Below are 13,731 nucleotides of genomic sequence, written 5' to 3'. Positions count from 1 at the left end.
GTCGGTCAGTCGTTCGGGAAGTTGCGCGCGACACTGATCATCGGGAAATGCAGGTTCGCGCCGCTGAACGGCGGGAAGTTCTTGAAGTCGGCGCGCATCTCGTGGCGCACCGGCGACGCCAGCGCGGCGTTCAACGCGTCGGGCGAATCGAAGACCACCTTGTTGCGCTGCATGGCGTGCGATCGCGCAACCGGCAGTGCGCCGCGATAGTCCATCCGCGTGTAGATCTCGATCTCCCGAATGCCTGGAAAACGCGCCATGATGGGCGGGTGACTATCGATGTAGTGACCCAGCCACGCGTTCAGATCTTCTGCAGGACCCTCGTAGCTGACCATATACGTGCAGCGAGGGTCATCGGCCGGTTGCGAGCCTGGATCGGGCACCGGAAAGCGCCGCACAGCCATGACCTGCTGCGCCAGGTCGCACTCTTTCAATCCTGTCAGATTCACTAGCGCATGCGCATTGCCGCCTTCGCGCAAGACGTTTTCCAGCGCGTCGATACCCTCGAAATAGAACTGCAGCGTGCAACGCGGTGGCGGCTCGGCATGCAGATAGGGGTCGTTCGCCCCGCCTTCCACGGGCACGTGGACCACAGCGCGTTTGATTCCGGGCATGGTCGCAGCAATAGAGTGAATCGCCTGCGGATCGACCGCTTGAGCCACATCGGTCGTTGCGCGCTCGGTCGCAATCAAAAAGAGGCAGACATCCATGAGTTTTGCTTCCGGTTGGGCAGGCTGAAGACGATTTGGAAACGTCGCTTGACGAACTGTGCGTCCGATCATAATCTGAATTCAGAATGTTGCAAAAAGCTTTGAGCGTGATTTTTACGTTCACGCCCTTTTCGAAAAATCTATCTGGAATTTCAACGTGATCGATGCGCATTGTCATAGCAGCAGCATTCGCGTTCAGGCTGACGCCCGGCGCGCGTTTTTACTCATGGCCGATGGCGAGCGCCAAGGCCGATGGGCGTTGGGTAGCTGGAAGCGCAGAACGGTTGGGGCGAAGACGTTCGTTGGGGAATCGGTGTTCACGGGCGCTGAAACCTGGGTGCGGATTCACGCCGATCCTGCCGCATTGACGATCGATTACGAGGTCGGCGGACATGAAGAAGGCCTGCGATTTCGCAATGCCGCTCGTGTATTCGATGGCCCGGCGTTGGGGCATCCCGAAGGCACGGCAGTCATCACGCTTTTCACCTGGCGGCTCGCCACGCAATCCGACGACGCGTGGGCGCAAATCTGCTCGACGCACGAAACCGAGATGTTCCTGATCCGGGCGCTGCTTGAATCGGGTCGTGACTGTGACACAGCGCCGGCATGAAAGCGATCCAGTATTCGCAGTACGGCACGCCGGATGTCCTCGAAGTCGTCACGCTCGATGACCCTGTTGCGGGACCGAACGAAGTTCGTGTTCGGCTGAGGGCCGCGGGGGTATCGCCGATCGATGCAAAGCTGCGCTCCGGCGCCTTGCAAGCGCATTTCTCGCTGACATTCCCGAAGATCCCGGGACGTGACGGCGTAGGTGTCATCGATCAAATCGGCGAGGGGGTTGCGGGGTTTTCATCAGGCGATGAAGTTTGCGTCGCGGCTGATCCGATGCGCAGCGGGACCTACGCCGAAGCGATCGTTTGTGCGCCATCACGCGTGGTGAAAAAGCCTTCGAATCTTTCGACCTCGCAAGCCGCCGCGTTGCTCCAGCCTGGCATCAGCGCCTGGATCTCGATGTGCCGGACCGCGAGGCTATCGAAAGGCATGAGCGTGCTGATTCATGGCGGCGCGGGCGCGGTTGGCAGCCAGATGATCCAGCTCGCGCGTCATCGCGGGCTCAACGTTACAACGACCTGTCGCGCGGCGAATATCGACTATGTGCTGGGGCTCGGCGCGCATCGAGCGGTGGCCTACGACCGCGATGACTTCAGCGTGCTGCGTCATTTCGATGTCGTGTTCGACCTGATTGGCGGCGAGACGCACGCTCGGTCGTATCAGGTATTGAAAGCGGGTGGCCAGCTCGTCTACCTGACTGCGACGCCGTTTGAAAACCAGGCCGGACAATACGGCGTCACCGTCACGCGCGCAATGATTCCCGACGACTCGGAAGCGCTCCATGCCGTCGCGCAACTCGCCACCGAAGGCGCACTCACACCGAGCGTAATGACCACGCTCCCACTCGCCGACGCCGCCGATGCACACCGCCAGTTTGAAGCGGGTCAGATCACACGGGGCCGGATCGTGTTGAACATAGAGGACGGGAGTTGAAAACGCTTGACGTCCAATTTTTAACCCAATAATCTGAATTCAGAATGTTGTAAACGCGGTCGCAGGTCAGTTGATTGAGTTCCGACCCGCGCGGTTCAACCCGCGCACTCCAACCCGCTTTCTGAAGAAGTCCTCGCAACTATACGATGCAAAAAATTCCCGATGTCCGCCCCGCGCCCCAGTCGATGCAAAAAGCGTTCGCGGAAAAACGCGCGCTGTCGTGCGTGTGGTTCGCAATGGGCAGCACGCCGCTCGTAGAGATTGGCATGACCGCCGAGCCCGATCTGATCGTGATTGACCGGCAGCATGGGTTGTGGGAACGCACCGCGCTTGAAGCGGTGATCGGCCAGGTGCGGTATCAGGTTCCGGTGATCGTGCGTGTGGGCGAGAACTCGGGGCAGGCGATTGCCGAAGCGCTGGATGCCGGCGCTGCGTCGGCATTGGTTCCGCTAGTCGAATCCGCCGATGAGGCCCGCCGCGCCGTCTCCTTCGGCCGCTATCCGCCCTTCGGACAACGCTCGGCAGGCGGCGTCAGGCCGTTGATAGCCGGCATGGCAGCAATGAAAAACGATGGCGGGCGGATCTCGATTGGCGTCATGATCGAGACGGTCGCGGGCGTGGAGCAAGTCGAAGCGATCGCCGCCGTGGAAGGGCTGGGCTATCTGTTTATCGGCACGGGCGACCTGTCCTTGTCGCGCGGCGATGTGGCGCCGGACGTGATCGAGCAGGACTGCGCGCGCATTTTGAAGGCCGCCCGCGCGAACCATCTTCCCTGCGGCATCTACACCGGGTCGACCCAGGACGCGCTGGCCGCTCGCGCGTTGGGTTTCGATTTCGTAGTAGCCGCAAGCGACATCGAAGTGGTGCGCGCCGGGTTCGATCAAGCCGTTTCTGCGCTCAAAGATTGAGCCAGTCATGACGTCATCTTCGGGCAGTTTCGTCGAACGATTGGTGGCCGAGTTGGGCGCCGATGTGGTGACGCCCGGCGCCGATCTCGGTACCCGGCGAGTGCGGGACTGGAGCGGAACGCCGGGCGCCGAACCCATCGCGTTGATCCGGCCGCGTTCGACGCAAGAGGTATCGCGGGCGCTCGCGTTTTGCCATGCCAACCAGCGGGCGGTCGTCACACAGGGCGGTTTGACCGGCCTCGCGGGTGGTGCCAACCTGTTCGGCGGCGAAGTGGCGCTGAGCCTTGAACGGATGAGCGCTATCGAAGAAGTCGATACTGTCTCGGGCACGATCACCGTGCAGGCGGGCGCGGTGCTGCAACGCGTGCAGGAAGCCGCCGATGCTGCCGGCATGATGTTTCCCCTCGATCTCGGCGCGCGCGGCAGTTGCACGATCGGCGGCAACCTCGCCACCAACGCCGGCGGAAATCGCGTCATCAAATACGGCATGGCGCGCGACCATGTGCTCGGTCTGGAAGCCGTTCTCGCAGACGGCACGCTGGTCAGTGATCTCCACAAGATGATCAAGAACAACAGCGGTTATGACCTGAAGAACCTGTTGATCGGCAGCGAAGGCACGCTAGGGGTGATCACGCGCGCGGTCATGCGGCTCGCGCCCAAACCACTGGGGGTATCGACGGCATGGTGCGGGCTCCCTGACTTCGCAGCCGTCACGCGGTTGCTGCAGCATGCCCGCGCGCGGATGTCAGGCGGGGTCTCGGCATTCGAAGTGATGTGGCCGAGTTATTACGACTACGTGCTCGCAAATGTGAAGACCGTGCGTGCGCCGCTCGACACAACGCATGCGTTCTACGTGCTGCTGGAAAGCATGGGTTCCGACGCTGAAAGACAAGCCGAAGAGTTCGAAGCCATGCTGGGCGAGATGCTCGATGCCGGCGTGATCGAGAACGCCTCGCTTGCCAGTTCCGCCGCCGATGCCACCCGTTTCTGGGCCGTTCGAGACGCGCCCGCTGAATTCCCGATTCTTCTGCCGGGTCTTATCGGCTTCGACATCAGCTTTGCGATTGCCGATATCGGCCAGGTTGCCGAGCAATGCGAAGCCATGCTGCACGCGCGCTGGCCCGATATGCGCACGCTGGTGTATGGCCATCTCGGCGACGGCAACCTGCATGTCATCGCGCATCTGAAGAATGCGCCACCCGATCTCGAAGAACACGTCGATGCCGCAGTCTACGAACTCACGCGCGACTGGCATGGCGCTGTTTCCGCGGAACATGGGATCGGCGGCAAGAAGCGCGCGTATCTGGGCTACACCCGTGACGCTGGTGCGATCGGCGCAATGCGCGCGATCAAGCGCGCCCTCGACCCCTCAAACCTGCTCAACCCCGGCAAGGTGTTCGTTGACGCTGTGCCCGGCAAGTCGAGCCCCACTGGAGCGCTGTGATGCTGCGGCTGATTTCTACCGTTCTTTCGCGCCGGCTCATCGCCGCGATCCCCACGCTGCTGATGCTCTCGCTGATCGTGTTCGTCGTGCTGCGCCTCATCCCTGCCGACCCGCTCGCGATGATGCTCCCACCCAACGCCACGCCCGCCGATGCTGCTCTTTTGCGCCATCAGCTCGGCCTCGATAAACCGATCCCCAGCCAGTTCCTGATCTGGATCGTGAATGCGCTGCACGGTAACCTGGGGGCATCGATTTCGTTCCAGCAACCGGTCGCCACGCTGATCGGTTCGACCCTGCCAGCGACGCTTGAACTCTGTCTCGCGGCACTCGTCATCTCGCTGATCATCAGCGTGCCGGGCGGCGTGTTTGCTTACGCTGTCACCGATCGACGTGGCGAGTTGCCGGTCAGCTTTGCCGTCGTGCTAATGCAGTCCGTACCGTCGTTCTTGTGGGCCTTGTTGTTGATCGCGCTGCTGGGCGTGTATTTGCCCGTGCTGCCGTTTTCCGGCCGCGTGGGCGACGGCATTCCGATGCCGCACCTTACCGGCATCTTGCTGATCGACTTCCTGGTCAAGGGTCAATTCAGCGATTGGCTGAGTGCGGCGAGTCATCTCGTGCTGCCATCGCTCGCGCTGGCGTTTGGTTTCGCGCCGCTCGTGATCCGCGTGCTGCGATCGAGCCTGCTCGATCAGCGCAATGAGTCGTATGTGGGCGTGGCGCGGTTGCGCGGGGTATCGGAGAGCCGGATCTTGTGGCGTCACATGCTGAAGAACGCAGCATTGCCCGCCCTGACCATGATCGGCGTGCAGTTCGGTTTCCTGTTCGGCGGCGCTTTGCTGGTCGAGATGATTTTCTCCTTTCCCGGCGTCGGCAACTTGATGGTGCAGGCGGTGCGCAACAACGACCTGGTGTTGATCCAGGGTATCGCGATCGTGTTCTGCGCGCTGATGCTGGTGATCAACGCGATTGTCGACACGCTGTACGTGATCATGAATCCGCGCCTGCGCAAAACCGCATGAGCACACACGATATGTCCACGACCCCGTTGAGTTCGAAGCACGATATGAAGGCTGACATGCTGCGCGAATCCACTTCAGTCGACCCATCGCCGCAAGCGGCTACACCGCTCGCGCCAGTCAGCGGCAAATCGGCCCGCGTGCGCCGAAAACCCCCTGTCAACCTGTGGCTCGGCGGTGCGATCGTGCTGGGCGTGTTGTTCTGCGCCGTGTTCGCGCCGTGGCTCGCGCCGCATAACCCGCTCGATCAAGATTTGCTGCACATGTTGTCGCCGCCCGCATGGATGGCCGGCGGCGACGCCGCGTTTCCGCTTGGCACGGACAGCCTCGGCCGTGACGTGTTATCGCGCTTGTTATACGGCAGCCGAATCGCGCTGACAGTCGCGGTGATCGCGGCGTTTGGCGCGGGAATTGTCGGCAGCGTGCTGGCAATTCTCGCCGGCTATTTCGGCGGATGGGTCGATCGCAGCATCAGTTATCTGGTGGACCTGTGGATGTCGTTTCCGCCGGTCGTGTTGTCGCTCGTGCTGATGGTGAGTCTCGGCGTTGGCATAGAGAACGTGATCCTGTCGATCGTGCTGGTGGACTGGACGCGCTTTTGCCGCGTCGTCCGCTCCGAGGTGATGGTTGTGCGTCAGCGTGACTATGTGCTCGCGGCGCAACTGCTTAACTTCACGCATCTGCGGATCATGCTCCGCGAAATATTGCCTGCCGCGCTGCCGTTGATGATCACGTTGTTCTCGCTCGAAATGGGGGTCGCGATCACCGTGGAGGCGCTGCTGAGTTTCATCGGCTTGAGCGTGCCGGCCAATGTCACCGTGTGGGGCGTGATGATTGCGGACGCACGCGTGACCATGCATGAATCGTTGTCCGGACTCTTGTTCCCGGTGCTTGCCATCGTGATCACGGTGCTTGGCTGCAACCTTCTCGGCGACGGCCTGCGCGTCGCGCTCGATCCCCGCATGCGCAGCAAGGGAGAATGATGATGGCGACACCAACCGCTGAAGCTGTGCTGCAACTCGATGGCGTGACGCTGACTGCGAAGCTGGGCGCCGTGCCGGTCGCGGCGCTGCGGGATTTGACCTTATCGATAGGACGGGGTCGCGTGCTGGGCGTGGTCGGCGAATCGGGTGCGGGCAAAAGCATGCTGGCGCGCTTGATCTCGGGCTTGTTGCCTGGCGGTTTCACGGTGACAAGCGGCAGCATGCACTTCGCCGGACTGGATATGCTTGCCATGTCTGCGAGCAAACGCCGAGCACTTCTCGGCCGGAAAATCGCGTTCATCCCGCAGGAACCGCTGACCGCGTTGAACCCGCTGTGGACCATCGCCGATACCTTCAATGAGCATCTCGCACGCGTGGGCGTGCCGTCGAACGAACGCTGGGAGACCGCGCGCAAGGCGCTGGAATCGGTGCAATTGCCGGTACCTGGGGACATGCTCAAGCGCTATCCGCACCAGCTTTCGGGCGGCCAATGCCAACGTGTGCTGATCGCGATGGCCTTCGCGAGCAACCCGGCGCTGCTGATTGCCGACGAGCCCACGACCGCGCTCGATGTCGTCACGCAAACCCGCGTGATGCGCATGCTCGCGGAACAACAGCGTGTGCATTCGACTGCCGTACTGCTCATCACGCACGATCTGCGGCTGGCTGCGCATGTTTGCGATGACGTCGCGGTGATGTATGCCGGCGATCTGGTCGAGTACGGTCCGGCCCGCGATGTCCTCGATGAACCGCGCCACCCGTACACGCGAGCGTTGAAATACGCGACGCCTGATCTCACCGGACCACGACGCCGCCTGCCGGTACTCGCTCAGCAAATGCCGGGCTTGTCCGCGCTCGCTGGCATCGTCGGGTGCCGGTTCGCGCCGCGTTGCCCCAGCGCAGGCACCGCGTGCGCCGCTGTGTTGCAAACTCGCGCGGCACCCAATGGGCATCGGGTCGCGTGCAGCGAGGCGTGCGAACATGCGCCACTGGTCGACAATTCGCAGGCGCCGCTGTTGCCGCCTGCACCCGTCATGGGCGCACAACCGGTCGCGGAGCTGCGCGAGGCATCACTGACCTATACGAGTCGCGGCGGGGTGTTCGGGCAGCGCAAGACGTCTTTCCATGCCGTGAAGCCGCTGTCGCTGCAGATTTTCCCCGGGGAGTTCGTCGGGATCGTGGGAGAAAGCGGCAGTGGCAAGACGTCGGTGGCGCGGCTTTTGATGGGTATCGAACAGCCGACCGATGGGCGGGTGATGATCGGCGGCGAAGATTTGACGCATGGCAGCGCGGAGCGCGTGCGGCGTGCCCGCGAGCAGGTGCAGATAATCTTTCAGGATCCGCAGTCCGCGCTGAACCCGCGCCGCTCGGTCGAGCGGCTGCTGACGCAGGCGCTGGAAGCGGCCGGCGTGGCGTCGCTCGATGCGAAGCAGCGGCTGGCTCGCGCGCAGTCGGTGCAACGCGACGTAGGTCTTCCCGCCGATACCCTCACGCGCTTTCCGTCGCAGTTGTCAGGCGGTCAGAAGCAGCGCGTGAATATTGGGCGTGCGCTGTGTGCATCGCCGCAATTGATCGTCGCCGATGAAATCGTGTCGGGGCTCGATGTATCCGTCCAGGCGCAGATCCTGAACCTGCTGCTGGAGCTACGGCGCGAGCGGCAAATTGCGCTGTTGCTCATCTCGCACGATTTGTCCGTGGTCCGCTACTTGTGCAGCCGTGTGCTCGTGATGCGTCGTGGTGAAGTGGTGGAGCAGGGGCTGACCGAGGAAGTGTTTGCGGCACCGCGCCATCCTTACACGCGCGCGCTGATCGACGCGGTGCCGAGCGATCATGCGGGAACGCCGTGGCCGCCCGCGGAGCTGGAGGAGGCGGCATGAGCATCATGCGTGGCGGGCTTTGAGAGGCTGGCCGGAAGCTAGCCAGTACAATTATTAGTTGCGTGACACTGCCGCCTTCGCGGCGGCGTGCCAGTCGTGACTAAACACGACGAATCGCGACGAATCGCGAGACCAGACAATGGAGAACACCATGGCAACCGCCGACCCGACGGTTATCAAGCAGCCGCGCCGGACCGCGCTGCGCCCGGCCACGTTGATGGAGTCGGTGTATCAGGAAGTGCTGGGCCGCCTTCAGCGCGGCCAGATTGGCCCCGATGATCGCGTGCTCGACTACGAGATCGCGGAGGAATTCGAGTGCACACGCATGCCAGTTCGCCAGGCGTTGCTACGCCTTGTGAATGAGGGGTATCTGGTCGGCACCACGCGCGGTTTCATCACGCCTGCGCTGACCGCCGAAGATGTGCGCGAGATCTTCGAAGTGCGCCGCATGCTCGAACCGGGCGCGGCGGCCGCTGCGGCAGCGGTCCTCACCGATGAACAACTCGCCGGCATGGGTGCGGCTTATCGCAAATGCCGTCGCGCGTTCGAGCGCAAGGACATCCGGTTGATGACCGAGGCCAATGTCGAGTTCCGCGCGATCTGGCTGGAAGGCGTGTTAAATACGCGGCTGAAAGGCACGATCCTGCGTTTCGCCGATCACACGCGCCAAGTGCGCCATGGAACCATGACGAAGCCGGGCACGATGAAGCTGATTGTGGATGGCATGCAGGTGTTGCTCAAAGGCTTCGTGGATCGCGATGCCATGACGGTGCGTTCGGCGACCCAAGGTTTTATCGATGACGCCGAGCAGCAATATTTTCTCAACAGTGACGATGCGGTCTGACACCTCCACGCAATGAACGACTTCGCAGGCGTGTCGATCGTGGCGGCGGTCGAAGTGCCGTACACGCGTCACGCACCGGCCGGCACGAGTACGGCGGGTTTGCTCGCTCAGGCCTTGAAGGCCGCGCTGTCGCAGGCTGAATTGTCGACGAATGAAGTTGACGGTCTTGGCGTTGCATCGTTCACCTTGCTGCCGGATCACGCTATCGACTTCGCCTGGCGGGCCGGTTTGCGTGTGGGCTGGTGCATGGATGACTGTCACGGTGGCGCAAGCGGGATCAATCTGTTGCAGCATGCCGCGCGTGCCATTCAGGCCGGCGACGCAAGCGTGATCGTCCTGGTCAGCGGGGACCATTTCGAGGCGGCGGATTTCACGTCGCTCGTCGAGAATTACAACGTGACCACGCGAACGCATCTGCGGCCGTTGAACACGGGCGGACCGAACCCACTGTTCGCGATGCTCACGCAACGCCAGATGCGCGCCTCGCAATTGACGCGCGAGGATTATGCGGCGCTGTGCATGGCGCAACGCGAGTGGGCGTCGATGAATCCGCTGGCCGTCTACCGTGAGCCCTTGACGCTCGAAACCTATCTTGCTGCGCCGCCTGTTGCTGAACCCTTATGTCGCTTCGATTGCGTGCCGGTGGTGTCGGGGGCGAATGCGATTGTGCTGACTTCGTCGACCCATCGTTGTGCTGAGCGTCTGCCGGTTCGCATTCGCGCGTTGCGTGCGTCGTATAACGTCGATCATCAACATGGCGACGGGCTTGTCACGGGACTTGCCGGCATTAGCGATGCACTCTGGCGCGACGCGAACCTTCAGCCTGCCGACATGAACCTCGTCTCGGTCTATGACGATTATCCGTCGATGATCCTCACGCAACTCAATGACCTCGGGTTCGCCGATGACCAGCCTGACTTGCGCACGTTCATCCACGAGCGCATTGCGTCACTCCGCTTGCCTGTGAATACGTCGGGCGGGCAATTGTCGGCGGGACAAGCGGGGGCGGCGGCGGGCATGCATGGCCTTGTCGAAGCGATCACTCAGTTGCGTCATGAGGCCGGTGCACGCCAGGTGGACGACGCGCGCTTCGCGGCGGTGAGCGGGTACGGTATGGTTCAGTATCGATACGGCATGTGTGCGAATGCCGTCGTGCTCGAACGGGGAGCGTCGCAATGAACGTCTTCGCCTGCGTTGCGTGCGCTCAGGTCGATTTCCCCCGGCGCTTGCTGTGTCCGTCGTGCGGGCGCGATGAATTTGTTGAGGTGGATGCGGCCCAGGGTAGCGTGGAGGACGTCACCACGTTGCATCATCGGGCGGGGAAAGCGGGCGGGGATATCGCTTACATTGCGACGGTGCTGACTCACGCCGGGCCGCGCGTCATTGTGCGGCTTGAGCGCTTGCTCGCACCGGGCGCCGTCGTCTCGCTTCGCCTCGAAAGCGACGGCGCCATTGTTGGTTTCAGCGACTAGCTCATACGCTTCTTAGACGCCCGTAAGTCAAAGCATTCCGGCGCGTTCAGCGGGTCTGCACCGAACGCGGCAAGCTGGGTTTTCTGCACTTTATTCGTCGATGTCACCGGCAACGCGTCCACGAACGCAACATAGCCCGGTGCCTTGTAATACGCGAGCCGCTCCAGGCACCACGCCTGCAACGCACGTGCGGTCGCTTCACTACGTACCGTTCCCGGCGACACGATCACGCAGGCCATCACTTCTTCATCGCGCAGGGAATCGGGCGCGGCAATCACTGCGGTCTGGCGCACATCGGGATGATCGAGCAGGCACGCTTCAACCTCGAGCGCCGCAATATTTTCTCCCGATCGACGGATGATGTTTTTCTGCCTGTCGACGAAATGAAGACTGCCGTCGTCACCGCGACGCACGATATCGCCGGTATGGAACCAGCCGTGCTGCCATGCGGCTTCTGTAGCAGCGTTGTCTTTCAGATAGCCGCGGAAAAAGCCAATGCGCGGATTGAGTCCCTCCCGCCGAACCAGCATGTGGCCCGGCACACCATTCGCGACCTCGTTGTACTCGGCATCCACCAGCTTCACTTCCATGCCTGAACGTGGTCGGCCGAAACAACGCGTGCCTGCATGACGCGGCTCGCGGCTCGATGCAATCACCACGGCACCGCCCGTCTCCGTCATGGCCCATCCTTCAACGAGCGGAAAACCGAAACGCTGTTCGAACACCTGCTGATGTTTCGGATCGACGTTCGCACCGTAGCCAAATCGAACCGAATGCGTGACGGGTTTATCGGCATCCATGCCGAGCAAAATCGCGGGCATGACGCCGAGATAATGGACGATCGTTGCGTTGCTTTCCGCCACATCCGCCCACCAGCTTCGCGGATGAAACCGGTCGAGCTGGATCACGCAGCCCGCGGACAACACCATGGCCATGGTGGAGCAGGCGAGCGCATTCATGTGGAATAGCGGCAGCGGGGTGATCAGTCGTTCGACACCCGGACGTACTTCACACAGGCCGCCTTCCGTGACGTAAATCTCGGCAATGGACAAGAAATAGCGGTTGTCGAGAATGCAGCCTTTGGGTTTGCCCGTGGTTCCGGACGTGTAAAGAATGACGCATTCATCGTCCAGGGAGGGTGTGCTCACCGTGGGTGCAGCGCTTTCAATCATGGGTAGCGCGGACGCGTTCGCATCGGCAACGGGGACTTTGTCCTGGAGCGCGGCATGCAGAAGCGCCTGTGTCGTATCGATCCCAATCGCCAGCGCGATCTCGCTGTGTTCAGCCACGTACGCTATTTCATGCGGGCGCGAGTCGGCGTTGAGCGGAACCACGCTGATGCCGAGTGCATTGAGCGCGAAGAAATGAAAGAAAAAATCTGGCCGGTTCTCGAGCAGTAACGCCACGCGCATGCCCGAGCGATAACCCGCATCGCGGTAGCGCTCAATGTGCTCATCGATACGCGCCAGCGTTTCGCCATATTTCAACGTCAGCGGTTCCGGCGTCGCGTAATGCTTGCGAGCGGAGGCGGGGATATGCAGAAAGTCATTGTCCGGATACTGAAGTGCGGTTTGCTTAAACGCGAGATAGGGCGAGGTCGATGTCATAAGGCGAGAGTGATGTAACGCGTTCGGACGAGCGCCTCCCGAACGAGCGAGTGAAGCCCGTTCCGACAAAAAGCGCTGTACTCAGATAAATCAAATAACTTCAATAACAAGAGGGTCAGTCGATGTCGTTGCGCAAACCCGCTTCGCGCATCAGAGGCATGACTTGCTCGCAGAAAAAGGGCAATTCATCGGCGTAATTCACGAAGGTCAGCGCGGCGCCCGCGAACCCGCTCTCATGGATCTTGATGAGTTGATCCACTATGTGAACCGGGGTGCCGACCAGCGGAAAGCTCCCGGTCCCGGCCGCAAAACGCTGCCGATACTCAGTGAATGCACGGTCGTCGTGACTGTTGCTGAAGCCCTTCTTCTGCTTCATGTGATAGTCGAGCGCGGCTTCGTCGGTATATTCCACGGAATAGCGGTGGTAGTAATCCTGCGCCTCCTGCGCGGTCTCGCGGCACACCACGTGCGCCACCGTATACACGCCTATGTCGCGTCCCGCCGCTTGTCCACGGCCACGAATATCCGCGACATGTTCACGGCCGGCGTCGAGTTCTGAAAACGTGGTGAAGAGATAGTCGCAATACTGTGCCGCGAAGTCGCGTCCAGGTGCACCGAACGCGGCGTTCATCGTGACCGGACGAGGTGCCTGCAACGGCACAGGCCGTGAGATGGCGCCTTTCAAATGATAGAACTCGCCCTCGAAATCAAAGGGCTCGGCCGACGTGTAGAGCTTCATCAGGATCTCGGACCATTCCGCCGCTTGTTTATAGGCCTCCGGATTCAGCTTCACGCCGAACATGTCGAACTCATCCGGATTCCATCCACACACAATGTTCAGGCCCACGCGGCCATGACTGACGTGGTCGATGGTCGCCAGCGCCTTCGCCGCATAAAGCGGATGCACGAGCGGCACGTGAACTGTCGAAAACAATGCAATGCGACGCGTCACCGCGGCAAGCGCCGCCGCGAACGTGAAGGTCTCGAACGACCACTCGCGAACATGCGTGGTGCCATTGAAGCCGCGCCATCGCGCGATGGGCAGGAAAAAGTCCATGCCGCCTTCATCGGCCGCGATGGCGGCGCGCTGCACGTCGTCCCACGTCGCGCGCCATTGCTCGGGCACGGTCGTGAACGAGAGGCCACGATCCGCGTTGGCTGCAAAGACGCCGAGCTTGAACGCGTGAGCGAGCCGCATTGGATTCGCGGTGAGTTCGGTCAAGACATGCTCCTTGAAATCGAGGACGATTATTGAAGAATACTGAATTCAGAAAAATCACATGTCAAGGACCGCGTGCAATGCGTTGTGCTTGTGCGAAAACAGA

13 protein-coding genes are annotated in these 13,731 nt (G+C 61.6%); 10 read left to right on the top strand and 3 right to left on the bottom strand.

Features of this window, described 5'->3' with window-relative positions; all coding sequences use genetic code 11:
- Positions 1-5: 5 nt before the first annotated feature.
- Entirely contained in the window at positions 6-710 is a 705-nt protein-coding gene (locus tag BSU04_RS14215) for an EthD family reductase (RefSeq protein WP_089161189.1), read from the bottom strand.
- 157 nt (positions 711-867) lie between these two features.
- Between BSU04_RS14215 and BSU04_RS14210 the strand changes: the two genes are divergently transcribed.
- From BSU04_RS14210 to BSU04_RS14165, 10 genes are all read left to right on the top strand, one after another.
- The gene (locus tag BSU04_RS14210) at positions 868-1,320 is read left to right on the top strand and encodes a hypothetical protein (protein WP_089161188.1); all 453 of its coding nucleotides are present in this window, start codon (positions 868-870) and stop codon (positions 1,318-1,320) included.
- Complete coding sequence (locus BSU04_RS14205) at positions 1,317-2,255, top strand: NADP-dependent oxidoreductase (protein WP_089161187.1); 939 nt, start codon at positions 1,317-1,319, stop codon at positions 2,253-2,255. Before BSU04_RS14210 ends, BSU04_RS14205 begins: the two co-directional genes overlap by 4 nt.
- A gap of 146 nt (positions 2,256-2,401) precedes the next feature.
- Entirely contained in the window at positions 2,402-3,163 is a 762-nt protein-coding gene (locus BSU04_RS14200) for an HpcH/HpaI aldolase family protein (protein ID WP_089161186.1), read from the top strand.
- Positions 3,164-3,170: 7 nt separating this feature from the next.
- Positions 3,171-4,607 (top strand): FAD-binding oxidoreductase, encoded by a 1,437-nt coding sequence (locus BSU04_RS14195; RefSeq protein WP_089161185.1) that lies wholly within the window; start codon positions 3,171-3,173, stop codon positions 4,605-4,607.
- Complete coding sequence (locus BSU04_RS14190) at positions 4,607-5,626, top strand: ABC transporter permease (protein ID WP_089161184.1); 1,020 nt, start codon at positions 4,607-4,609, stop codon at positions 5,624-5,626. The genes BSU04_RS14195 and BSU04_RS14190 overlap by 1 nt, the downstream gene beginning before the upstream one ends.
- Before the next feature lie 11 nt (positions 5,627-5,637).
- Positions 5,638-6,606 carry an ABC transporter permease gene (locus BSU04_RS14185; protein ID WP_256982714.1) on the top strand — a complete coding sequence of 323 codons (969 nt, stop codon included), beginning with the start codon at positions 5,638-5,640 and terminating at the stop codon, positions 6,604-6,606.
- Positions 6,607-6,608: 2 nt separating this feature from the next.
- Positions 6,609-8,483, top strand: coding sequence for an ABC transporter ATP-binding protein (locus BSU04_RS14180; protein ID WP_256982712.1), 1,875 nt, complete (start codon positions 6,609-6,611; stop codon positions 8,481-8,483).
- 151 nt (positions 8,484-8,634) lie between these two features.
- Positions 8,635-9,327 carry a GntR family transcriptional regulator gene (locus BSU04_RS14175; RefSeq protein ID WP_158937634.1) on the top strand — a complete coding sequence of 231 codons (693 nt, stop codon included), beginning with the start codon at positions 8,635-8,637 and terminating at the stop codon, positions 9,325-9,327.
- Between the two features lie 12 nt (positions 9,328-9,339).
- Positions 9,340-10,506, top strand: a complete 1,167-nt coding sequence (locus BSU04_RS14170; protein WP_089161182.1) for a thiolase family protein — start codon at positions 9,340-9,342, stop codon at positions 10,504-10,506.
- The gene (locus BSU04_RS14165; protein WP_089161181.1) at positions 10,503-10,799 is read left to right on the top strand and encodes a zinc ribbon domain-containing protein; all 297 of its coding nucleotides are present in this window, start codon (positions 10,503-10,505) and stop codon (positions 10,797-10,799) included. Before BSU04_RS14170 ends, BSU04_RS14165 begins: the two co-directional genes overlap by 4 nt.
- Here the strand turns inward: BSU04_RS14165 and BSU04_RS14160 are convergent.
- Together BSU04_RS14160 and BSU04_RS14155 are read right to left on the bottom strand one after the other, a co-directional pair.
- Positions 10,796-12,406 (bottom strand): AMP-binding protein, encoded by a 1,611-nt coding sequence (locus BSU04_RS14160; protein ID WP_089161180.1) that lies wholly within the window; start codon positions 12,404-12,406, stop codon positions 10,796-10,798. The genes BSU04_RS14165 and BSU04_RS14160 overlap by 4 nt on opposite strands.
- Before the next feature lie 115 nt (positions 12,407-12,521).
- A complete protein-coding gene (locus BSU04_RS14155; protein WP_218827285.1) occupies positions 12,522-13,628 on the bottom strand; it encodes an LLM class flavin-dependent oxidoreductase in 1,107 nt (368 codons plus the stop codon).
- Between the last annotated feature and the right edge of the window lie 103 nt (positions 13,629-13,731).

The sequence above is a fragment of the Caballeronia sordidicola genome, assembly GCF_002220365.1.
In the GTDB taxonomy this organism is placed as follows: Bacteria; Pseudomonadota; Gammaproteobacteria; order Burkholderiales; family Burkholderiaceae; genus Caballeronia; species Caballeronia sordidicola_C.
This window is presented reverse-complemented; position numbering and strand designations above follow the sequence as displayed.

Bases quoted from the DNA above. Each gene is read 5' to 3' on its own strand.
- BSU04_RS14205 (WP_089161187.1), top strand. From the start codon at position 1,317: ATGAAAGCGATCCAGTATTCGCAGTACGGCACGCCGGATGTCCTCGAA.
- BSU04_RS14180 (WP_256982712.1), top strand. From the start codon at position 6,609: ATGGCGACACCAACCGCTGAAGCTGTGCTGCAACTCGATGGCGTGACG.
- BSU04_RS14160 (WP_089161180.1), bottom strand. From the start codon at position 12,406: ATGACATCGACCTCGCCCTATCTCGCGTTTAAGCAAACCGCACTTCAG.
- BSU04_RS14200 (WP_089161186.1), top strand. From the start codon at position 2,402: ATGCAAAAAATTCCCGATGTCCGCCCCGCGCCCCAGTCGATGCAAAAA.
- BSU04_RS14185 (WP_256982714.1), top strand. From the start codon at position 5,638: ATGTCCACGACCCCGTTGAGTTCGAAGCACGATATGAAGGCTGACATG.
- BSU04_RS14170 (WP_089161182.1), top strand. From the start codon at position 9,340: ATGAACGACTTCGCAGGCGTGTCGATCGTGGCGGCGGTCGAAGTGCCG.
- BSU04_RS14215 (WP_089161189.1), bottom strand. From the start codon at position 710: ATGGATGTCTGCCTCTTTTTGATTGCGACCGAGCGCGCAACGACCGAT.
- BSU04_RS14190 (WP_089161184.1), top strand. From the start codon at position 4,607: ATGCTGCGGCTGATTTCTACCGTTCTTTCGCGCCGGCTCATCGCCGCG.
- BSU04_RS14195 (WP_089161185.1), top strand. From the start codon at position 3,171: ATGACGTCATCTTCGGGCAGTTTCGTCGAACGATTGGTGGCCGAGTTG.
- BSU04_RS14175 (WP_158937634.1), top strand. From the start codon at position 8,635: ATGGCAACCGCCGACCCGACGGTTATCAAGCAGCCGCGCCGGACCGCG.
- BSU04_RS14165 (WP_089161181.1), top strand. From the start codon at position 10,503: ATGAACGTCTTCGCCTGCGTTGCGTGCGCTCAGGTCGATTTCCCCCGG.